This window comes from Ruegeria sp. O6 (assembly GCF_056535045.1).
Map to the genome: position 1 here is coordinate 121,239 of NZ_JBQERM010000003.1, position 19,492 is coordinate 140,730.

Below are 19,492 nucleotides of genomic sequence, written 5' to 3' on the forward strand. Positions count from 1 at the left end.
CTCACCCCCTGCCGATATAGGGCATGGTCGTGGCCATGACCGTCATGAACTGCACATTCGCCTCGGGCGGCAGGGTGGCCATATGCAGAACGGAACGCGCGGCATCTTCAACCGCCATGGTTGGGTCCGGCGTCTGGCCTGCCGCCTGCGCCGCATCCACCAGATCCTGAACCATCTGCGTGCGTGCATTGCCGATATCGATCTGACCACATGCAATTCCAAAGGATCGCCCATCCAGTGAAAGGCTGCGCGTCAGCCCGGTAATGGCATGTTTGGTCGCCGAATAATGTACAGAATTCGGGCGCGGAACATGCGCAGCAATCGAGCCGTTATTGATGATCCGCCCGCCCTGCGGGCTTTGATGACGCATGATCCCAAAGGCCTCGCGCGCGCATAGAAACATACCGTTCAGGTTGACGTTGACGGTTTGATACCAATCGTCCAGCGCGATTTCGTCGACTGTGCCGCCGCGGGCAAAAATACCAGCGTTGTTAAACAGAACATCAAGTCGCCCTGTCCGATCCATGAAGGCGTGGAACGCCTGTTTGACGGCGTCCGGGTCGGTCACATCTGCGGGTAATGCTATGGCCGCCGGGTATTCCTGCGCGAGGGCATTCAGCTTGTCCGCGCTGCGCGCCAGCAGCCCGACCGTCCAGCCCTGCACCAGAAAAAGCTCGGCGGTGGCCCGACCTATGCCAGAGCTTGCACCAGTTACGATGATGGAACCCATGTCTCTTCTGTCTCCAGTGTGAGTGAAACTGCGGGGACCGCGCGCAAATCATCAATCTGCAACGGGTGGGTGGGTTTCGACAGCCGGTTACGGACCACCCAGATCAAACGCTCTTGTGCGCGGGTAATCGCAACATAAGCCAAACGCTTCCACAAAGGTTGCCCGGCCTCGGAACGGCCCATACGGGCCGCGGCGTAAATGTCAGGGGCAAACACCTGAACCGTGTCCCACTGTGATCCTTGTGCCTTATGTATAGTCACCGCAGCCCCGTGCAAAAACGTCGCCCCCATGCGGGCAGCAAAAGGAATGAAGGGCTCTTCCTCATCCGGTTTTTCGATCTGGACAATCGATGCAGCACTGACCTGAGGGTCTTCGGCCCCCATCACATGCAAGCGCGAAAACCCAGGCTTACGACCGGGACCAAGATAAACAACCTGGGCGCCTTTGATCAGGCCGCGCGCCTCAAGATCCAACCGCTTCTTGCGGTGCTTCAACGGCAACTCGATCCCGTCGCAGATCAGCGGCTCGCCTTCCAAAAGCTCCGTATCCAGTGCGCCGTGAACTTGCCTGAACGCCTGTATCAAACGAATGCGCGTGGCGTTACGCCAGACCAGAACCGGGCTGCGCGCCATCAGATCAACTTCGACCCGCTGCCCCCAAACGACCCTGTCATCCCGCCGGGCAGTGTCTTCGACCAGACGTTCAAATTCTTCAAATCCCATCGACGGATCGGCAAGAGCGTGCGCCAGATCCAGGATCGGGTTATCTGCATCCTGCCGATGCACACGCTGAAGCGTCAGCTTTCGCGGTTCGGGCAAGGCTTCAAACACCATGCTGCCGGACTGATTGACCGGAGCCAGCTGTGCGGGATCACCGAACAGTAGAAGGGTCGGGAATATCTCTTTCAGGTCCTCGAACTGACGATCATCCAGCATCGACGCCTCATCGACAAACCCGATATCCAGCGGTTCCTCACGTCGTTTCCAACCAGTGATGAAATCCGATCCGCGCAATCCGGCTGCGGCCAGCGCTCCGGGGATCGATTTGTTGTTACGATAAAACGTAGCAGCACGGTCCAAAGCTTCGTCTGTCAGACCTTCGATCTCGGGGCGTTCATCATTTCCGGCCAGCCACTCGGCGATACGCTCGTATTCCGGGTCATAGACCGGCGTATAAAGGATGCGGTGAATAGTAGTTGCCGGAACACCGCGAAGGCGCAAAACACTTGCGGCTTTGTTCGTGGGGGCCAGAATGGCAAGGCTGCGCTTGTCTCTGGATTTCCGGCTTTCGTAATCGCCGGACACGACCTGAACGCCGGTCTCCGCCAGCGCTTTGTAAAGTTCGGCCAGTAGCAACGTTTTGCCGGACCCGGCCTTGCCGATGACAGCCATCACGCCAGACTTCCCTGCCCCCGGCAGTTTGAGAAGGGCATCGTCCTCCAGGTCGACACCGGCTGAGCGCAGCATCTCGGCGATGCTGTCATACGCGGCGGCCTGATCATCTGAGAAGGTCACGTTGGGCAAAGACATGGCGCGACCCTACAGGGCCGCGCCAACCATCACCAGATGCGGAATTGCGTTTTCCGGTCCTTAGGCAGACAAGGCAAATCGGTGCAGTTTGGATCGCCCGAAAGCCGCCTTGAACCACATGCGCGAAAGCTCACGCGGGATCCCTGCCCGTTCAGCCACGCGGTTGCAATCATCCGCTGAATAGGGCCACAACCCAACCGAGATCTGGTCACGCCCTTTGCCTTGGGTTCCAAGAACCTTGGGGGACGACCCGATCAGACGATAGATCCGGATCATACGGGCATCAAAAACACCGGCAATATGCGTCAGGCCAAAGCCTTCCATCATCTCGCCCCCGCTTAGCATGATGGCCCCGGCAGTGTGCGGGCTGGCTGTGCGGGACAGGCAGAACCGGGTCACCTCCCAGATCAGCGGGCTGCAAATCGGCTTGCCGCCGTTGAGATGCCCAAACACCTCATTGATCATTACCCGACCTGTTGTCGGCAATACCCGCATCGACCCGCCATGGCTGCCATCCGGTTCTTCCCAGATGACATAAAGCGGGTTGAAGTCGTCGTACTCATCCCGCTCTTCTCCTTTTTTGTTGACATGGACATCCCACCCCAACCGGGTTTTGAACTGATCTGCGCGATCCTTGAACATCCCCTCAGCCAGAGTCGGAAATCTGTGTAACTCATCGGCATATAGATAACGCAACATGACTTTTCCCCTTGTCGTCCTGTGCAGGAACGAAGGGGGTACAGAGTCGTGGTTAATATTGCGTTTTGAGGACGCTCTGGCCTTAAACGACTATTAATCCCCGGCTGAGTGCCGTTGCGATTGCGTGGGTCGTGTTAAGGGCTCCGAGTTTCGACCGGGCGCTTTCAATGTAAACGCGTAGCGTGTGTTCCGAAATCGACAGGGAATGCGCCACCTGAGCACGGCTGTAACCCAGTGCCAAAAGGGTAATGGCGTCGATTTCACGGGGCGACAGGCCGCGCGTGGCATCCGGTTGCCTGTCCTTTTCAAACTCCAGCGCTTTGCGGTTGATGTAGTGCGCAACAAGAATCAACTCACGCCCGTAGGTCGAGATGAAGGTCTGCCAGGTTTGATCGTCGCAGCTGTGGTTAACGGTAAAAAGAGCGAACTGACCGTTTGGCCCTCGGATCGGGATCGAGTATCCCTGATTGCCGACCCCATGGTCGTGGGCATCCTGAAGGAATGATTTGGCCACCTTGCTGGACCAGTCCAGAGACTTCCAGTCAACTGGGTGAAATCGCTGGAAACACCCCAGAATTACAGGGTCGATACGATGATAGTTTTTTTCCCTGTATCGTTCGTCCCAGGCGTCTGAGTAGGTCGTATAGCCGTATTGGTCCCCCGCGCCGTCAACCCAATGATATGTCAGATGTGCGACCTTCAAAGTGTCTCGCAGACACTCGGCAACGATGCTGAGCTCTTCAAGCGTGCTGGTGTTTTCCAAATCCTGTAGGATTTGCCCCAAATCGGTTTTCGTTCCCATCCGCGGGCGCCCGTGCCTCGTTCTTCAGGGACGCAATCTCGGCCGCGGCAATCAGTCTTGTATCATCAAGCTGTTCTGCAAGCGCGCTCAACCCATTCGCAACGGCGAACGCATTGAGGTCCGATAGTACGTCCAATATCCACTCATTTTGCGCCATCAGGGTCTCTCTGAAACAGTTAACGAAGCGTTAACACAACCATAACATGTATGATCTTTTTCGACCTATTCACCGGTTTCTACTCCCCAAAAATAGCGGGAGTAAGAATCGCAAGCATTTGAAACCATGAAAAAGGTCTGCAAACAGCAAACCACCCGCGAACCGGCAGTGCGATTCGCGGGTGGTTTTTGTCTAACGTCCTTAACTTTATCAGCCTGCGTCCAAAACTTCTTCGAGAGTGCGCAGCCCGGTACGCGGCGCCTGAACAAGCACAGACATGTTGCCCGGCTTGTGTTCATTCCGCAGCATTTTCATATGTGCTTCCGGTAGGTCGTTCCAGGCAAACACCTCGGACATACAGGGATCCAGGCGGCGCTCGACCATCAGCTTGTTCGCCGCCGCCGCCTGTTTCAGATGGGCAAAATGCGAACCCTGCAGGCGTTTCTGGTGCATCCACATGTAACGCACATCGAATGTGCAGTTGAACCCGGACGTCCCCGCACAAATCACAACCATGCCGCCTTTTTTCACCACGAAAGTCGAGACCGGGAAGGTGCTCTCGCCCGGATGCTCGAACACCATGTCGACATTGTTGCCCTTGCCGGTGATGTCCCAGATTGCCTTGCCGAATTTGCGGGCCTCTTTGAACCACTCGGCGTATTCGGGCGTATTGACCGTGGGCAGTTGACCCCAGCAATTAAAGTCGCGGCGGTTCAGAACCCCCTTTGCGCCCAGACCCATGACGAAATCACGCTTGCTTTCGTCCGAGATCACCCCGATCGCGTTTGCCCCGGCTGTGTTGATCAACTGGATTGCATAAGATCCCAGACCGCCCGAGGCACCCCAGACCAGAACGTTCTGACCCGGTTTCAGGTCATGCGGTTCGTGACCAAACAGCATACGATAAGCTGTCGCGAGTGTCAGCGTGTAGCAGGCCGCTTCTTCCCAAGTCAGGTGCTTGGGGCGCGGCATCAACTGCTGAGCCTGCACGCGTGTGAACTGGCTGAATGAGCCGTCAGGTGTTTCATAGCCCCAGATCCGCTGGCTGGTCGAATACATTGGGTCGCCGCCGTTGCATTCTTCGTCGTCGCCATCGTCCTGGTTGCAGTGGATGACAACTTCGTCGCCAACCTTCCACCGCTTGACCTTGTCACCAACGGCCCAGACGATACCCGATGCATCAGAGCCCGCGACATGGTACGGTGCCTTGTGGCCATCAAAGGGGCTGATCGGCTGGCCCAGTGCAGCCCAGACACCGTTGTAATTAACGCCTGCAGCCATCACCAGAACAAGCACCTCATTGCTGTCCAGCGTGGGTACATCGACCACTTCCTGCTGCATCGCAGTGTTTGGCTCGCCATGGCGTTCCTTTCGGATGGCCCAGGCGTACATTTGTTTCGGGACATATCCCATCGGAGGGATCTCACCCATTTCATAGAGGTCTTTTTCGGGTGCCTCATACGACGCGATACCGGTTTCGGTGTCCAAAGCCATGCTGGCCTCCTTTTTCAATGCTTTTGCCGCGACGCAGAATCGCGTGCTTTATCAGATGAAATATTGGCCGCTGCGAAATATTGCAACCTGTTTCGGTGAAAAATTGTAATTTTATGACCCAGCAGTTGCAGAAATTATTTTGCAGACGCAGAATATTAGGGGCGCGCGGAAACCGGTACAGATGCCGCATAATACTCCAGCAGATCACCGCGTTGCCCAGATGCAGAAAGAATATCTCCCTGCCGCTTGAGTATCCGTCGTTCAATCAACTGGTCCAAAGCGCTTGATATGGCCGGCGCATTGTCTTGGGTCTGCCTACCGTCGCGTTCCATCATCGTCTGAATACAGGACCGCAGATCCAGTTCCGCCATCGGCCCATTGTCACGTATCAGCAAACAGGCCGCAGGGGCCGGAACCAACGGGATCGCGTTCTGGATACGTTGCATCAATGTGCGCGCCAGATCGGTCATCATGTCGTCACTGCCTTCGGCCCGGAACTCTTTCAGGGAAATCGGCATTCCGTACCGGACCGATGCCAGCCCAAACCGCTTGTAGCGTCCGATCACTCGCCGCCAGAACTGCTTGAAAATCCATCGCGCGATGACCCCGATCCGCGCCCGAAAACGACGCTCTTTTCCCAGTGCCGCACGGGTAAGAATAGTGTCTTCAAGCACACGGTCATAATTCAAAGCGACGGGAACAAATACGACATCACGCCCCTGCGACGTCGTCCCATCCATTATGTATTTGAGCAACCCAAGCTTTGGGCGGGCGAGCGCTCCTGTCAGGCTTAATCCACCTTCTGGAAACATGGCTTGCGTCACACCGGCTTCGGTCGCATGGCGCACATAGGTGGACAGAACCTGCCGGTAGAGCTCGCTACCCGACTTGCGCCGGATAAAGTAAGCCCCCATTGCCCGGATCAACCGGCTCAGCGGCCAAACCCGCGCCCATTCCCCTACTGCATAGGACAAAGCAGAATGCGGGGCCGCCAGATATGTAACCAACACGTAGTCCATATTGCTTCTGTGGTTCATCACAAAAACAACGGTTGCATCAGGGTCAATAGTCCTGACCGCGTCTTCGTCTTCGTAGCTAAGCCGCACTTCGTAGAATGTGTTGCTTAGCAGCCGGGCCAGCCGGATCGCAAAACTGAAATAGGCGAAGGCGGAAAAGGACGGTACGATCTCGCGGGCATAGCGGCGTGCCTGCTCGGACGCAACGGCTTCGGGTATTCCGGCTTCAAGGGCGTGATGCTGGACCGCTTTTCCGACCTGTGGATCATAAATCAGCCGTTGAATCATGTCGTGCCGGCGGGCCAGCTTGAACGGTTGGATCGGACGTTGCAAGCGCTGGTTCAATCGCGCCACGGCACGTTCCAACCGGCGGCGGAAGAACCACCGGACTGACGGGAACAGGAAATGTGAAGCGAAAGTAACCATGGCAAAGACCACGATCAGCACAAAAAGCCAAAGCGGAAGTTCCACGGTTTGCATCATGGCCGCACCTTGCCACCAATCTCAGCTGCTCACAATCTGAACAATTGCAGGATGCCGCAACGCAGCGAATTGACATGTCCCGAAAATTGCGCTTTAGAACCCGTAGACGTAATTTTATTGCCCACCGAAACGCGAGGCCCCTTCATGACGCAGATGCAGAAAGATCGCCCCTGGCTCATCCGGACCTATGCCGGTCATTCTACCGCCAAGGCCTCGAACGCGCTTTATCGTGGCAACCTTGCCAAAGGGCAAACCGGTCTTTCGGTTGCCTTCGATCTGCCCACCCAGACCGGATATGACAGTGACCACACGTTGGCACGTGGCGAAGTTGGCAAGGTCGGGGTCCCCGTTTGCCATCTGGGCGATATGCGGGTTTTGTTCGATCAGATTCCATTGGAACAGATGAACACGTCTATGACGATCAACGCCACCGCCCCTTGGTTGCTTGCCCTTTACATCGCCGCAGCCGAGGAACAAGGCGCTGACATTTCCAAGTTGCAGGGCACAGTCCAGAACGACCTGATCAAGGAGTATCTGAGCCGGGGCACTTATGTCTGTCCGCCAAAACCGTCGCTGAAGATGATCGCGGACGTGGCCGAGTATTGCTATTCCAATGTCCCCAAGTGGAACCCGATGAATGTGTGTTCCTATCATTTGCAAGAGGCTGGCGCGACACCGGAACAAGAACTTGCTTATGCGCTGGCAACAGCCATCGCCGTGCTGGACGAATTGCGCCCACGAGTACCTGCCGAGGATTTCCCCGCGCTTTGCGGCCGGATTTCCTTTTTTGTGAATGCTGGTATCCGCTTTGTCACTGAAATGTGCAAAATGCGCGCATTTGTCGATCTTTGGGACGAAATCCTGCAACAGCGATATGGTGTCGAGAACCCAAAGTTCCGCCGCTTCCGCTATGGTGTGCAGGTGAACTCTCTGGGGCTGACCGAGCAACAACCTGAGAACAATGTCTACCGCATCCTGATCGAGATGCTGGCAGTAACCCTGTCGAAGAATGCACGCGCCCGTGCGGTGCAGTTGCCTGCCTGGAACGAGGCGCTTGGCCTGCCACGCCCCTGGGACCAGCAATGGTCCATGCGGATGCAGCAGATTCTGGCCTATGAAACTGACCTGTTGGAATTCGATGACCTGTTCGATGGCAACCCTGCCGTTGATGGCAAGGTCGAAGAATTGAAAGCAGGCGCGCGGGCAGAGCTTGCGAATCTGGATGCGATGGGCGGTGCGGTTGCATCAATCGAGTATATGAAATCCCGCCTTGTGGATTCCAACGCTGAACGTCTGAACCGGATCGAACGCAACGAAACTGTGGTCGTCGGCGTGAACAAATGGATGGAAGGCGAGGCTTCGCCCCTTCAGACCGAAGATGGCGGCATCATGGTCGTTGATCCTGCGGTAGAACAGGAACAGATCGACCGCCTGAACGCGTGGCGGGCTGAGCGCGACGAAGCGGCTGTTACAGCGACCTTGTCCGCGTTGCGCCAGGCGGCTCAGACAGGAGCGAACGTCATGGAGCCGTCCATTGCCGCTGCCAAGGCGGGTGTGACAACCGGGGAGTGGGCCGAAGAGATGCGCAAGGTTTTCGGCACTTATCGTGGCCCGACCGGCGTTTCCGGTTCGGTCTCGAACAAGACCGAAGGGTTGGAGGACCTGCGCGCGGCGGTTGATGCCGTCAGCGACAAACTGGGACGGCGCCTGAAATTCCTGGTTGGAAAACCGGGGTTGGACGGCCATTCCAACGGCGCCGAACAAATCGCGTTCCGTGCCCGCGACTGCGGCATGGATATCAGCTATGAGGGTATCCGGCTGACCCCGGAAGAAATTGTCACCTCAGCCCGCGATGATGACGCACATGTCATCGGGTTGTCGATCCTGTCCGGTAGCCATCTGCCTTTGGTCGAAGATGTAATGGATCGGCTGCAAAAGGCTGGCCTGTCTCACATTCCCGTGGTTGTCGGCGGAATTATTCCGGATGAAGATGCCGCAAAATTGAAAGCCATGGGTGTAGCCAAGGTTTACACCCCCAAAAACTTTGAACTTAATGCGATCATGAGCGATATTGTAACGCTGGTTGACCCCAAAAACCTCGCAGCCGAGTAACTGAGGTTTTAGAACCTTAATTCCCCGTTTCTTCGCTTTGGATATTTGGGATGGAATAAACCATTCGCTAGAATTACGGTGCGCGCTCAAGTGTACCGTAAAACATATCCTTTGGAGATGAATGATGGGGTTCAATCTTGAACAGATGTCGCGCAAAGACCTTTTGGCATTGCGCGACGATGTCGAAAAAGCCTTGGTAGGAGCGGAAAAACGCGAGCGCCGTGAGGCTTTGAAAGCCGCAGAAAAAGCTGCCGCAGAATTCGGGTATTCGCTGTCCGAACTTTCAGGCGATGCACCCCGCGCATCCAAGCAAAAGAAAACAAAAGAAAAATACCGCAATCCTGGCAATCCGGAACAAACCTGGACAGGTCGCGGCCGCAAGCCGAAATGGGTGCACGATGCGTTGCAGGCGGGTACCGATATCTCCGATCTTGAAATCTGATCAGGGCGGATCAAAACAATGACAATTCATATCGGCGCTGAAAAAGGCGAAATTGCAGACACTGTCCTATTACCCGGAGATCCTTATCGGGCGAAATGGGCAGCCGAGACGTTTTTGGACGATGTGAAACAGGTCAATAACGTCCGGGGAATGCTTGGGTTTACCGGAAATTGGAAGGGAAATCCTGTAACGATACAGGGTAGCGGCATGGGAATGCCCTCGCTCTCCATTTACGTAAACGAGTTAATTCGCGATTACGGTGCAAAAACCCTGATCCGAATTGGGTCGTGTGGCGGAATGCAGGACAGTGTCAAAATTCGAGACGTCATTCTGGCAATGACTTCGACGACGCTGAGTACGCCGTCACGCGGTATCATGAAAGAACTGAATTTTGCGCCCTGCGCCGATTGGAGCTTGTTGCAGGCGGCCGCGAAGGTGGCGGCTGCCAAAGGAACCCCTACCCATGTCGGTGGGATTTATTCTTCGGACGTTTTCTATGATGAGCGCCCGGACCTGAACGAACAGATGGTGCGTCACGGGATTCTCGGCGTCGAAATGGAGGCGGCCGAGCTCTATATCCTGGCAGCGCGCCACAAATGTCGTGCTCTGGCAGTTCTCACCGTTTCCGATCACCTTCTGACGGGAGAGGCTCTGCCATCCTCGGAACGTGAAAGCAGCTTTGGAGACATGGTGGAAATCGCGCTACAGGCCGCATTCCCGGGCAACTAGCAGTAAGGTGGGTGCCCGCCGATCCTAACGCCCGTGCGTGCGATCATAGCCATTGCGCGCCGGGCTTTCCCAGCCATCCAGGTCTGTGACCGTCGCGGCAAATGTTTCGACCAACAAGGGATAACACGCGGCGGTGTCCGAGGAATGCTCGGACGAGCAATCCCCACCCGGACAGGCGCTGAGATTGCCAAGCAGATCGATTTCGGCAAAGAATTCCAGATAGTCGCCGGGGCGAACGGGCGATGCTTTCATGAAATACTGACCAGTATCCCGAGTGAAACCAGTACACATGAAGACGTTCAGAACGTCGTGCACCGCGGGTTCGGCCTCATCCATCGGGATATTCAGATGATCCGCCAACGCGCGGGTCAGGTTGGAATGGCAGCAATGATGATACTGCGTGCCGGACAGCAAATTGCCCGTATATGGATCACAACGCGTGCCAATCACGTCATGAACCGACCCCCCATGGGTATCGATCCCGTACCATTCCAGTGTATCCGCTATGATCGTGGCCATCGGCCGCAGATGTGGGAAACTGGACCACATCCGCTCTCCGGTGGTCAGGTGCGTGCCATGCAGAGCCCGCGTTTTTCCGGAATAAAAGCGCTCGGACAAATCATTGCGGTTCCACAGGTTCAAATCGCCAACCTGCGGTCCTTCAACCGATGTGATACGAAAGAAATGCCCGGCAGGTACATCAAAACAGCGCGCCTCACGCGGAGGAACCAGGACTTCGCCGGTTTGGACTGCCCGTTGGCGTACAGATCTGATCCAGGGCAAATCTGGTCGCGGCAAGGCATCGTTCGGATAACAAATGACAGGGGCGACCGAACGACGGGCTTCGGCATCTTCTGGGGGGCGGGCAGTATTCTCAGAACCGGTCATGGCGTGCAGAGTGGCGGATTCTATGGCTCGCGAAAAGCCCTATTCTCAACCATCACTTGCCTTAAGACAGCGCATAGGTTGGTCCGGCGCAGCGACTGCCGCTCCACAAAAGCTACACCGCCAGATGCCATGGCGTCTGTCCTGTCGCCAACGACAATCCCGTGTCAGCGTGGAATGGCGCGACCGCCAGAAAAAATAGGCGAACACTCCGGCGGCCAACAAAAGCAGAAGAACAGGCATTCCTCTGCTTTGCCGATTGACCGAAGTTTTTCAAGGGCTGTCGTATTGGATCAGGCCGCGTTTGCGTATTCGAACAGCTCGGGCTCTTTGTCGGCTTTAACCGGTTCCGGCGTGTAGTAGGCCCATGCCTGCTCCAGCAGTTTCAGCGCTTCTTTAGTGTCGATTTTTTGTTTGGATGTGTTTGCATTCATTGGAGTGATCCTGACTTAAACTCATCACTCCTCCCTGAGCGAAAAATAAGGCAATGCAGCCGGGGCTACATCGCCTTATTTTGCAAGATCGACATGCGTTTGCCGCAATTCGGTGCAGGTGATTATACCGCGCGTTCGACCATCATCTTTTTAATCTCGGCAATCGCCTTGGCCGGGTTCAGACCTTTGGGACAGGTCTTGGCGCAATTCATGATGGTGTGGCAGCGATAAAGCTTGAACGGATCTTCCAACTCGTCCAGGCGCTCACCCGTGGCCTCATCCCGGCTGTCGATGATCCAGCGGTATGCGTGCAACAGAGCAGCGGGGCCAAGATACCGATCGCCATTCCACCAATAGCTCGGGCACGAGGTCGAGCAGCTGGCGCACATCACACACTCATAGAGACCATCCAGCTTTTTCCGGTCTTCGATCGACTGCTTCCACTCCTTTGCAGGGCGGTTGGTCTTGGTTTCCAGCCACGGCATGATCGACGCATGCTGGGCATAAAAATGGGTCAGATCAGGGATCAGATCTTTGACCACAGGCATATGCGGCAGCGGATAGATTTTCACGTCGCCCTTGATCTCATCCATGCCATAGATACAGGCCAGTGTGTTGATCCCGTCGATATTCATCGCGCACGAGCCGCAGATGCCTTCACGGCATGATCGGCGAAATGTCAGGGTCGGGTCGATTTCGTTCTTGATCTTGATCAGCGCGTCCAAAACCATTGGCCCGCACGTGTCCATATCGACAAAGTAGGTATCGACACGGGGGTTCTGACCATCATCCGGGTTCCAGCGATAGATCTGGAACTTGCGCACATTGGTCGCGCCATCCGGCTTGGGCCAGGTCTTGCCGGTCGTAATCCGGGAATTTTTGGGCAGGGTCAGTTGAACCATGTCAATTCTCCATTCAGCACAAGGCCGCCTTTCAGCCTGTCCGGGCGCGCTGGGACGCCCCTCGGTTATAATGCCCCCAATGGGCGATGTTCACGTCAAAATCCGGCGCGAGCCAGTCCGCAACGCACTGCGGATCATCACAGTCGATATCAAAGCGCAGGAATCGCGAGTTGCCGTCGAAATAGGTCTCTACCTCGGCATGGTGCACATCATACATATGCGCCCAGCCGTGTTTCACTTCATCCGCACTCTGCCCATTGGCTTTGCAGCACCGATCCAGATACCCGCCACCGGAATGGTTGGCGCGCGAAGCTATCCAGTCATCCCTGTCCCTCGTGTTCAGCAAGAAATAGGCATTCGGGTAAGCTGCATGCAATTCACGGAAGAAACGCGCCCCGTCCAACATGAAGCGCGAACTGACAAAAGCGATGTCAGTGAAGGCCCGCACCGCTCCGAACCCGTCCAGTGGTCGTCGCCCCATTGCAATGTTGGTCAGCATGCGGTGCGCAAGATTTCGACCCTGGTCATCTTCCCAATGAACCGACGGTATCCCGCTTTTCTGAAACAGCCTGTGAAACGAGGTCGTCGCACAGCGGTTCAGCCCGATCAGGATGATCTTGGGATCGCCTGAACCGGATTGCAGGACCTCGACCGTCATGACAAACACCGGACACGGACCGACCCTTGGCCAATGGCCGTTGCGGTCTTCGTGGGTATTTGGCGCTTGCTCACCATTGCCTGCTGTCCGAGCCTTTTAGAACGTACGTGCCTTGGGCGCGATTTTCTTCAGGCTGATGCCACCTTCGTCTTCGGTCGTCAGCGGATCGACGATCACGGGACGATAGCTAAGCTCGACCTGGTTGTCTTCGACCCGGCTAACCGTATGGACGCGCCAATTTTCGTCATCACGTGCAGAGAAATCCTCGTGCGCGTGGGCACCACGGGATTCCTTGCGCGCCTCTGCGCCGACGATCGTGGCCAGCGCGTTGGGCATCAGGTTGGTCAATTCCAGCGTTTCCATCAGGTCACTGTTCCAGACCAGCGACCGGTCGGTGACTTTCAGATCGTCCATCTTGGCAGCGATTGCCGTCATCTTCTCGACGCCTTCGGCCATGGTCTTGGCGGTACGGAATACGGCAGCATCCGCTTGCATGGTTTTCTGCATCTCAAGCCGCAACTCGGCGGTCGGGATGGAACCGCTGGCATTGCGCACCGCGTCGAACCGATCAAAGGCCTTGTCGACCGATGCCTGGTTCAGAACTGGGTTCGCAGCTTCCGCATCCACGACTTTGCCTGCCCGGATCGCCGCCGCGCGGCCAAAGACCACAAGGTCAATCAGCGAGTTCGAGCCCAAGCGGTTCGCGCCGTGGACCGAGGCGCAACCGGCCTCGCCCACTGCCATCAGGCCCGGCACCACAGCTGTCGGGTTCTCGGCCGTTGGGTTCAGAACTTCACCCCAATAGTTTGTGGGGATACCGCCCATGTTGTAATGCACGGTTGGCAGAACCGGGATCGGTTCCTTGGTGACATCCACGCCGGCAAAGATCTTGGCGCTTTCCGAGATGCCGGGCAGACGTTCTGCCAAAGCCTCGGCTGGCAGGTGACTGAGGTTCAGGTGAATATGATCCCCCTCCGCACCGACACCACGACCTTCGCGGATTTCCAAGGTCATCGAACGCGAGACGTAATCGCGCGGTGCCAGGTCCTTGTACTGGGGCGCATACCGCTCCATGAACCGTTCACCTTCCGAGTTGGTCAGGTAACCACCCTCACCACGCGCACCTTCGGTGATCAGGCAGCCCGAACCGTAGATGCCGGTCGGGTGGAACTGGACGAATTCCATATCCTGCAGCGCCAAGCCCGCGCGGGCCACCATACCGCCACCGTCACCGGTGCAGGTATGGGCCGAGGTCGCGCTGAAATAGGCGCGGCCATACCCGCCGGTCGCCAGCACAACCATCTTGGCATTGAAGACATGCATCGTGCCATCGTCCAGCTTCCAGCAGACAACACCCTGACACTGACCGTCATCGGACATGATCAGGTCGATAGCGAAGTACTCGATATAAAACTCAGCATTGTTCTTCAGCGACTGGCCATAGAGCGTATGAAGGATCGCGTGGCCGGTCCTGTCCGCAGCGGCACAGGTGCGCTGTACTGCCGGGCCTTCGCCGAATTCAGTGGTGTGACCACCAAACGGGCGTTGATAGATCTTACCCTCTTCGGTTCGGCTGAACGGAACGCCATAGTGCTCCAGTTCGTAAACTGCCTTGGGCGCTTCCCGCGCGAGGTATTCCATCGCATCGGTGTCGCCCAGCCAATCCGAGCCTTTCACAGTGTCGTACATATGCCACTGCCAATGGTCGGGGCCCATGTTTGACAACGACGCGGCGATACCGCCCTGAGCCGCCACGGTGTGCGAACGGGTTGGGAAAACCTTGGTTACGCAAGCCGTGCGCAGACCCTGTTCCGCCATACCCAGCGTCGCCCGCAGACCGGCCCCACCGGCGCCGACAACGACCACGTCATATTCATGCGTTTCGTATTCGTATGCAGCCATTTCTTTCAGCTCCGGGAATTAAAGGGCAATGCGCGCGATAGCGAAGATACCAGCCGCTGCTGCGCCGTAGGACAGGCAGGTCAACAGAATGATCAGGACCTTTTCAAGCGTGCCGTGAACATAATCTTCCAGCATCACCTGCGCACCGTCCGCGAAGTGTTTGAAGCCAACCGCCAGCGTCAGTGCTGCCACGATGGCAGGAAAAGGTCGCGAGTAGTAGTCAAGAACGACCTCGAATGGCTGGCCCAGGATCGGACCAAATGTAAATACAAACAACGGCACAAGGATCAGCAAAGCAACCGAGCTGACTTTCATCGCCCAGAAATGGGCAGTGCCGGATTTCGCCGAGCCAAGTCCAGCGGCGCGTTTGCGGTCGGTCAGATAACGCATGTCAGGCCTCCAATCACGCGACGAGGACAAGGGTCAGAAGGGTCAAGACGACCGATCCGATGACAACGGCCCAACCCAGCTTGGTCGCCGTCGGGAGGTCCAGACCAACCGCGTTGTCCCAGATCAGGTGCCGCACACCGGCCAACGTGTGATACCAAAGCCCCCAAACGGATAGCGCCATCACAAGGTCTCCAAGCATCGAGGTTATTACCCCATTCGCTACCGCAAACGCCTCGGGCGAAGTTGCTGCGGCCAGAAACCACCAGACGATCAACAGAGCTGCGAGCAGAAGGGCGTTGCCGGTGATGCGCGTCAGGATGGACGTGATCGACGTCAACTGCGGGCGATAAATCGACAGATGCGGCGAAAGTGGGCGATTGCCCCGATTTACATCGGCCATGGCGGCTCCTTTTCGGTTGGCTACCGAACGTTTTACTGGTTTTTGCGACACTGTCACGTGCTGCGAGTGCAAAAACCATCAAATTGCGCTCAATTACACGGATAATTCGAATATGTGATCACACAAAATAATCTCGTGATCACATATCACATTCCGCGCTGTCAATGTTAGCGTTTTCAAGGCCAAAGAGATGTGATCACGAATCTCTCAAGCCGTCATTTCAGGTCTGCTGTTTGCTGCGTCACTTCGCGCAGCAGTTTTCGGCGAATTCGTTCCGGGTAATCCGCGAACCCGGTGGCGGAAACGACAAAAGCACCTTCGCCCACGATGACATTCTCAAAGAAATACGCCGTCAGATCCGGTTCGCTTTCCTCAATAGCCAGCGCGTTGACAACGATCCCCTCGGCGCGCAGGGCCGCATGTACCCGCGTCGGCTCAATCCCTTCATTGGACACACCGTCCCCTGACAGGTCTATCAGGTGCCGTCGGCAGTCTGAAACCGAATCGAATGAACTCAGGGTCATTTGAAGCGCCTCGCCGATTGCCGTCGAAAAATTCCGCCAGATGCGCGGATCGGCGGCGACCTGGTCTGAAAACTGATCCAGCGTGGCAAAGCTATCGATACGGGTCCAAGGAATAGTGATCCGCTGGCGCGATGAGCCGGTCCACTGCACCAGCATCAGCCGCGCCTGCCCCCGCACCAGCGCCTCGGACACGATCGGGTCGCGCAAACCTGCGGCCAACCCATCCATCTGAATGCGATATTCGCTGCTATCGACTGAACCAGAAACATCCACGGCTAAAGCCAAGGCCAGATCGCAGGCCTGAGCCGCCGGTGCCAGAGTGACGCTGGCCAATATTGCGCGTAGCAGGTTCATTGTGCAAACCTATCACGCCTTGCAAGCCGTGGCGTCACATATCCGTCAGATCACCTATTTGGGCATCAAAGCCCAATAATCGAGATCCAGCAGAACGTCTGGCAGGTAACGCCCTTCTTCGTTCTTCAGCTTGAACGGATCACCGCCTTTGGTCGCGACCAGACGCAATCGCACAGCGCCTATGCCGGCAACCCCGGTTTCCGCTTTGTCCAGAACTTCGGACCATGCCTTGATCGTATCACCCGCAAAACACGGGTTAGCATGGGCACCACCATTCAAGCCGACAATCATCTGCGCATTTGCAAGGCCATTGAAGGACAAAGTCCGCGCCATCGAGATTACATGCCCACCATAAATGAGCCGCCCTTCGGGACGGAACGTCAGGTCGTAATGCACCTTGGCGGTGTTCTGCCACAGACGTGTGGCCAGCATATGTTCGGCCTCTTCGACGGTGACACCATCCACATGATCGATGGTTTCACCGATCTCATAATCGCCCCAGCGATGCACCTCGCCCGCGAGGGCAAAATCGTAGTTTGCAAAATCGAGCCCTTCCGGCACGGTCAGGTCCTGCGGATCAAGTACAGCCTTCAAATCAGGAACAACCGTCTCGGGCGCGGGTGCATCCATGTTTGCCTTACGCACCATGACCCAACGCACATATTCAAGAACCACCTCGTCCAATTGGTTCAACCCGCGGGTGCGAACCCAGACAACACCGGTTTTTCCGTTGGAATTCTGCTTCAGGCCGATAACCTCTGATACGGATCGCAGCGTATCGCCAGCATAAACGGGCTTCAGCCAACGGCCTTCGGCATAGCCAAGATTGGCAACCGCGTTCAAGGAAATGTCAGGCACGGTTTTGCCGAACACGATGTGGAACGCGGCCAGATCATCAATCGGGCTTTCCGGCAACCCACAGTCCCGAGCAAACTCATCCGAAGAGTAAAGCGCATGACGTGCGGGATAAAGCGCGTGATACAAGCCGCGCTCTCCCTCGGTCACGGTGCGAGGTACTGCATGCTGCAACACCTGCCCTACAGAATAGTCCTCGAAAAATCGGCCCGGATTTGTTTTCGCCATTACTGCTGTCCCAGTTTCATGTCGGGGGAATAGTCGGCCTCGACCTCTTTGGTCACGGCCTGCGCACAACGCATTACGTTGCCGTTGGCATCAAAGACGTAAGCCGGGTCGCCATACAGCTCCCATCCCTTTGACAGGGCGTCGGACACCTTGTGACAGAAGGCCGAAGTGTCTTCTTCGGTCAGCAAGCGATAAAGTTTCGACATCAAATCAAATCCTTATGAGCCGAACGGAGATGGGCCAACCAGCCCGTGGATGTATCCGATAATTCCCATCAGAACGATCGAAGCCACGAAGAACATCGCATCCTTGCCGTAAGTGCCAGGCTCTGCCGGGGTCCACTCGGGTTCAGACTTGTTGATTACAATGACTTCGACCACCGCCCAGGCCAGAAGGCCACCAAACAGAATGATCGAGGCCAGATCGCCGTTCACCAACAGGTGCGCAAAAGCCCACAGCTTGAACCCGCCCAGCATCGGGTGGCGCAGCTTGTTCAGCAGCCGGCCTTTTGTGCCCGCAGGGCTCATCATATAAATCGCGATCAAAACCAACAGGTTGTTGACGTGAACCAGAAAGGTTGGCGGCGCCCAAACATGGATGAAGTCGGTCATGCGATACCCGAAGATCATCAGTAGGATCGACGCGACCAAAGCCAGGGCAACAGCGCCTTTACCCGCGTCACCCATTGCGGCGCGGCGTTCAGGTGCCACACGTTTGAACAGATGCGCCCCCCACCACAGCGCCACACCCAAGATCAGAAGAACAAAGCCCATGCTGGCCTACCCCGCTTGCAAAGCTAATATCGCCTCTGCTTTTGCCAGAATTTCGCGGGCAGTTACAACGTGCAGATTTTCAACAATCTTGCCATCAACAACGGCGACCCCTTGGCCAAGGGCTTCGGTCTCTTCAAAAGCCGAGATCTGGCGGCGAGCCAGGTCGATCTCATCCTCCGATGGCGCGAAGGCGGTATTTGCCACTTCGACCTGGGCCGGGTGGATCAGCGTTTTACCATCAAAGCCCATATCGCGGCCTTGCGCACATTCGAAAGCCAGACCTTCGACATCCTTGAAAGCGTTGTAAACGCCGTCGATGATGATCAGCCCTTCGGCCTTGGCGGCCAGCAAGCACAGCCCTAACGAGGTCATCATCGGAAGGCGATCTGGGCGGAAGCGGGTTTGCAGCTCTTTCGCCAGATCATTTGTTCCCATTACGAATCCAGCCATCAGCGGATGCCCGGCTATTTCTGCCGCGTTCAGCATTCCACGCGGGGTTTCCATCATGGCCCAGATCGGCAAATCTCCGGTGATCGCAGCCAGCGCATCCACGTCAGCCGCCGAATTCACCTTAGGCAACAGGACCACGTCGGCGTCCATGTTACGCACAGCCTCGGCATCCGCACGGCCCCATTCAGTGTCCAACCCGTTGATCCGTACGATTTTGACCCGCCCCCCGTACCCTCCGGCAGCCAAAGCCGCCTTGAGCGTTTCGCGCGCATTGTCCTTTTCGTCGGCTGCGACCGCATCTTCCAGATCAAAGATGATTGCATCTACCGGCAGAGTGCGAGCCTTTTCCAAAGCCCGATCCCGGGACCCGGGGATATAGAGAACCGAACGATAGGGGCGCTGACGAGGATCCATGGACCACTCCCATTGTAATAAAGTTGCGCGGAATGGGGCATTTTTTACCGGAAAGTTCAAGCCAAAAATTGCCGCACCGCAGCAAACTGGATGCAACGTGCTTTGCCTTAACTGAATTTCGGCCCCTGCG

The 19,492-nt window shown here is 56.5% G+C and carries 21 protein-coding genes; 3 read left to right on the forward strand and 18 right to left on the reverse strand.

The annotated features are described in order from the left end of the window. Position 1 precedes the first annotated feature (1 nt). From ACR0DY_RS05880 to ACR0DY_RS05905, 6 genes are all read right to left on the reverse strand, one after another. The gene (locus tag ACR0DY_RS05880; protein ID WP_480486666.1) at positions 2–730 is read right to left on the reverse strand and encodes an SDR family oxidoreductase; all 729 of its coding nucleotides are present in this window, start codon (positions 728–730) and stop codon (positions 2–4) included. Further along, a complete protein-coding gene (locus ACR0DY_RS05885; RefSeq protein WP_480486664.1) occupies positions 712–2,259 on the reverse strand; it encodes an ATP-dependent DNA helicase in 1,548 nt (515 codons plus the stop codon). Before ACR0DY_RS05885 ends, ACR0DY_RS05880 begins: the two co-directional genes overlap by 19 nt. Before the next feature lie 60 nt (positions 2,260–2,319). After that, complete coding sequence (locus ACR0DY_RS05890) at positions 2,320–2,958, reverse strand: acyl-homoserine-lactone synthase (RefSeq protein WP_480483174.1); 639 nt, start codon at positions 2,956–2,958, stop codon at positions 2,320–2,322. An 82-nt stretch (positions 2,959–3,040) separates the two neighbouring features. Further along, complete coding sequence (locus ACR0DY_RS05895) at positions 3,041–3,760, reverse strand: helix-turn-helix transcriptional regulator (protein ID WP_209506490.1); 720 nt, start codon at positions 3,758–3,760, stop codon at positions 3,041–3,043. A gap of 367 nt (positions 3,761–4,127) precedes the next feature. Then, entirely contained in the window at positions 4,128–5,411 is a 1,284-nt protein-coding gene (ccrA, locus tag ACR0DY_RS05900; RefSeq protein ID WP_480475116.1) for a crotonyl-CoA carboxylase/reductase, read from the reverse strand. A gap of 155 nt (positions 5,412–5,566) precedes the next feature. Then, positions 5,567–6,910, reverse strand: a complete 1,344-nt coding sequence (locus tag ACR0DY_RS05905) for a 1-acyl-sn-glycerol-3-phosphate acyltransferase (protein WP_480897944.1) — start codon at positions 6,908–6,910, stop codon at positions 5,567–5,569. A gap of 51 nt (positions 6,911–6,961) precedes the next feature. On the opposite strand from ACR0DY_RS05905, the gene ACR0DY_RS05910 reads away from it, so the two are divergent. The 3 genes from ACR0DY_RS05910 to deoD all read left to right on the forward strand — a co-directional run bounded on the left by ACR0DY_RS05910 (position 6,962) and on the right by deoD (position 10,193). Continuing rightward, entirely contained in the window at positions 6,962–9,022 is a 2,061-nt protein-coding gene (locus tag ACR0DY_RS05910; protein WP_480897945.1) for a methylmalonyl-CoA mutase family protein, read from the forward strand. Positions 9,023–9,146: 124 nt separating this feature from the next. Beyond that, on the forward strand, positions 9,147–9,464 hold the full coding sequence (locus tag ACR0DY_RS05915) for an H-NS histone family protein (RefSeq protein ID WP_480483168.1): 318 nt from the start codon (positions 9,147–9,149) through the stop codon (positions 9,462–9,464). Positions 9,465–9,482: 18 nt separating this feature from the next. After that, on the forward strand, positions 9,483–10,193 hold the full coding sequence (gene deoD, locus ACR0DY_RS05920) for a purine-nucleoside phosphorylase (protein ID WP_480486656.1): 711 nt from the start codon (positions 9,483–9,485) through the stop codon (positions 10,191–10,193). A gap of 24 nt (positions 10,194–10,217) precedes the next feature. On the opposite strand, the gene ACR0DY_RS05925 is transcribed toward deoD, so the two are convergent. The 12 genes from ACR0DY_RS05925 to ACR0DY_RS05980 all read right to left on the reverse strand — a co-directional run bounded on the left by ACR0DY_RS05925 (position 10,218) and on the right by ACR0DY_RS05980 (position 19,362). Then, positions 10,218–11,081, reverse strand: a complete 864-nt coding sequence (locus ACR0DY_RS05925) for an urea carboxylase-associated family protein (RefSeq protein WP_480483164.1) — start codon at positions 11,079–11,081, stop codon at positions 10,218–10,220. Positions 11,082–11,371: 290 nt separating this feature from the next. Then, positions 11,372–11,512, reverse strand: a complete 141-nt coding sequence (locus tag ACR0DY_RS05930) for a hypothetical protein (protein ID WP_480483162.1) — start codon at positions 11,510–11,512, stop codon at positions 11,372–11,374. Positions 11,513–11,634: 122 nt separating this feature from the next. Then, positions 11,635–12,414 (reverse strand): succinate dehydrogenase iron-sulfur subunit, encoded by a 780-nt coding sequence (locus ACR0DY_RS05935; RefSeq protein WP_152456842.1) that lies wholly within the window; start codon positions 12,412–12,414, stop codon positions 11,635–11,637. A 31-nt stretch (positions 12,415–12,445) separates the two neighbouring features. Continuing rightward, positions 12,446–13,072, reverse strand: coding sequence for a sulfotransferase (locus ACR0DY_RS05940; RefSeq protein WP_480483160.1), 627 nt, complete (start codon positions 13,070–13,072; stop codon positions 12,446–12,448). 96 nt (positions 13,073–13,168) lie between these two features. Further along, a complete protein-coding gene (sdhA, locus tag ACR0DY_RS05945) occupies positions 13,169–14,974 on the reverse strand; it encodes a succinate dehydrogenase flavoprotein subunit (protein WP_480897946.1) in 1,806 nt (601 codons plus the stop codon). Positions 14,975–14,992: 18 nt separating this feature from the next. Continuing rightward, positions 14,993–15,364: a succinate dehydrogenase, hydrophobic membrane anchor protein gene (sdhD, locus tag ACR0DY_RS05950; RefSeq protein ID WP_267363812.1), complete on the reverse strand. Its 372-nt coding sequence runs from the start codon at positions 15,362–15,364 to the stop codon at positions 14,993–14,995. Positions 15,365–15,377: 13 nt separating this feature from the next. Next, positions 15,378–15,764 (reverse strand): succinate dehydrogenase, cytochrome b556 subunit, encoded by a 387-nt coding sequence (gene sdhC, locus ACR0DY_RS05955; RefSeq protein ID WP_267363810.1) that lies wholly within the window; start codon positions 15,762–15,764, stop codon positions 15,378–15,380. Positions 15,765–15,979: 215 nt separating this feature from the next. Further along, positions 15,980–16,642, reverse strand: coding sequence for a DUF1194 domain-containing protein (locus ACR0DY_RS05960; protein ID WP_480483156.1), 663 nt, complete (start codon positions 16,640–16,642; stop codon positions 15,980–15,982). 54 nt (positions 16,643–16,696) lie between these two features. After that, complete coding sequence (locus ACR0DY_RS05965) at positions 16,697–17,725, reverse strand: MaoC family dehydratase (protein WP_480545897.1); 1,029 nt, start codon at positions 17,723–17,725, stop codon at positions 16,697–16,699. After that, positions 17,725–17,931 carry a DUF1737 domain-containing protein gene (locus ACR0DY_RS05970; RefSeq protein ID WP_480483152.1) on the reverse strand — a complete coding sequence of 69 codons (207 nt, stop codon included), beginning with the start codon at positions 17,929–17,931 and terminating at the stop codon, positions 17,725–17,727. Before ACR0DY_RS05970 ends, ACR0DY_RS05965 begins: the two co-directional genes overlap by 1 nt. A 12-nt stretch (positions 17,932–17,943) precedes the next feature. Further along, on the reverse strand, positions 17,944–18,498 hold the full coding sequence (locus ACR0DY_RS05975) for an NnrU family protein (RefSeq protein ID WP_209506524.1): 555 nt from the start codon (positions 18,496–18,498) through the stop codon (positions 17,944–17,946). Positions 18,499–18,504: 6 nt separating this feature from the next. Continuing rightward, positions 18,505–19,362: an HpcH/HpaI aldolase/citrate lyase family protein gene (locus tag ACR0DY_RS05980; protein WP_480483150.1), complete on the reverse strand. Its 858-nt coding sequence runs from the start codon at positions 19,360–19,362 to the stop codon at positions 18,505–18,507. Positions 19,363–19,492: the final 130 nt, after the last annotated feature.

Excerpts from the sequence above, each read along its gene's own strand:
- ACR0DY_RS05880 (WP_480486666.1), bottom strand. The coding sequence starts at position 730 with ATGGGTTCCATCATCGTAACTGGTGCAAGCTCTGGCATAGGTCGGGCC.
- ACR0DY_RS05885 (WP_480486664.1), bottom strand. The coding sequence starts at position 2,259 with ATGTCTTTGCCCAACGTGACCTTCTCAGATGATCAGGCCGCCGCGTAT.
- ACR0DY_RS05890 (WP_480483174.1), bottom strand. The coding sequence starts at position 2,958 with ATGTTGCGTTATCTATATGCCGATGAGTTACACAGATTTCCGACTCTG.
- ACR0DY_RS05895 (WP_209506490.1), bottom strand. The coding sequence starts at position 3,760 with ATGGGAACGAAAACCGATTTGGGGCAAATCCTACAGGATTTGGAAAAC.
- ccrA (WP_480475116.1), bottom strand. The coding sequence starts at position 5,411 with ATGGCTTTGGACACCGAAACCGGTATCGCGTCGTATGAGGCACCCGAA.
- ACR0DY_RS05905 (WP_480897944.1), bottom strand. The coding sequence starts at position 6,910 with ATGATGCAAACCGTGGAACTTCCGCTTTGGCTTTTTGTGCTGATCGTG.
- ACR0DY_RS05910 (WP_480897945.1), top strand. The coding sequence starts at position 6,962 with ATGCCGCAACGCAGCGAATTGACATGTCCCGAAAATTGCGCTTTAGAA.
- ACR0DY_RS05915 (WP_480483168.1), top strand. The coding sequence starts at position 9,147 with ATGGGGTTCAATCTTGAACAGATGTCGCGCAAAGACCTTTTGGCATTG.
- deoD (WP_480486656.1), top strand. The coding sequence starts at position 9,483 with ATGACAATTCATATCGGCGCTGAAAAAGGCGAAATTGCAGACACTGTC.
- ACR0DY_RS05925 (WP_480483164.1), bottom strand. The coding sequence starts at position 11,081 with ATGACCGGTTCTGAGAATACTGCCCGCCCCCCAGAAGATGCCGAAGCC.
- ACR0DY_RS05930 (WP_480483162.1), bottom strand. The coding sequence starts at position 11,512 with ATGAATGCAAACACATCCAAACAAAAAATCGACACTAAAGAAGCGCTG.
- ACR0DY_RS05935 (WP_152456842.1), bottom strand. The coding sequence starts at position 12,414 with ATGGTTCAACTGACCCTGCCCAAAAATTCCCGGATTACGACCGGCAAG.
- ACR0DY_RS05940 (WP_480483160.1), bottom strand. The coding sequence starts at position 13,072 with ATGACGGTCGAGGTCCTGCAATCCGGTTCAGGCGATCCCAAGATCATC.
- sdhA (WP_480897946.1), bottom strand. The coding sequence starts at position 14,974 with ATGGCTGCATACGAATACGAAACGCATGAATATGACGTGGTCGTTGTC.
- sdhD (WP_267363812.1), bottom strand. The coding sequence starts at position 15,364 with ATGCGTTATCTGACCGACCGCAAACGCGCCGCTGGACTTGGCTCGGCG.
- sdhC (WP_267363810.1), bottom strand. The coding sequence starts at position 15,764 with ATGGCCGATGTAAATCGGGGCAATCGCCCACTTTCGCCGCATCTGTCG.
- ACR0DY_RS05960 (WP_480483156.1), bottom strand. The coding sequence starts at position 16,642 with ATGAACCTGCTACGCGCAATATTGGCCAGCGTCACTCTGGCACCGGCG.
- ACR0DY_RS05965 (WP_480545897.1), bottom strand. The coding sequence starts at position 17,725 with ATGGCGAAAACAAATCCGGGCCGATTTTTCGAGGACTATTCTGTAGGG.
- ACR0DY_RS05970 (WP_480483152.1), bottom strand. The coding sequence starts at position 17,931 with ATGTCGAAACTTTATCGCTTGCTGACCGAAGAAGACACTTCGGCCTTC.
- ACR0DY_RS05975 (WP_209506524.1), bottom strand. The coding sequence starts at position 18,498 with ATGGGCTTTGTTCTTCTGATCTTGGGTGTGGCGCTGTGGTGGGGGGCG.
- ACR0DY_RS05980 (WP_480483150.1), bottom strand. The coding sequence starts at position 19,362 with ATGGATCCTCGTCAGCGCCCCTATCGTTCGGTTCTCTATATCCCCGGG.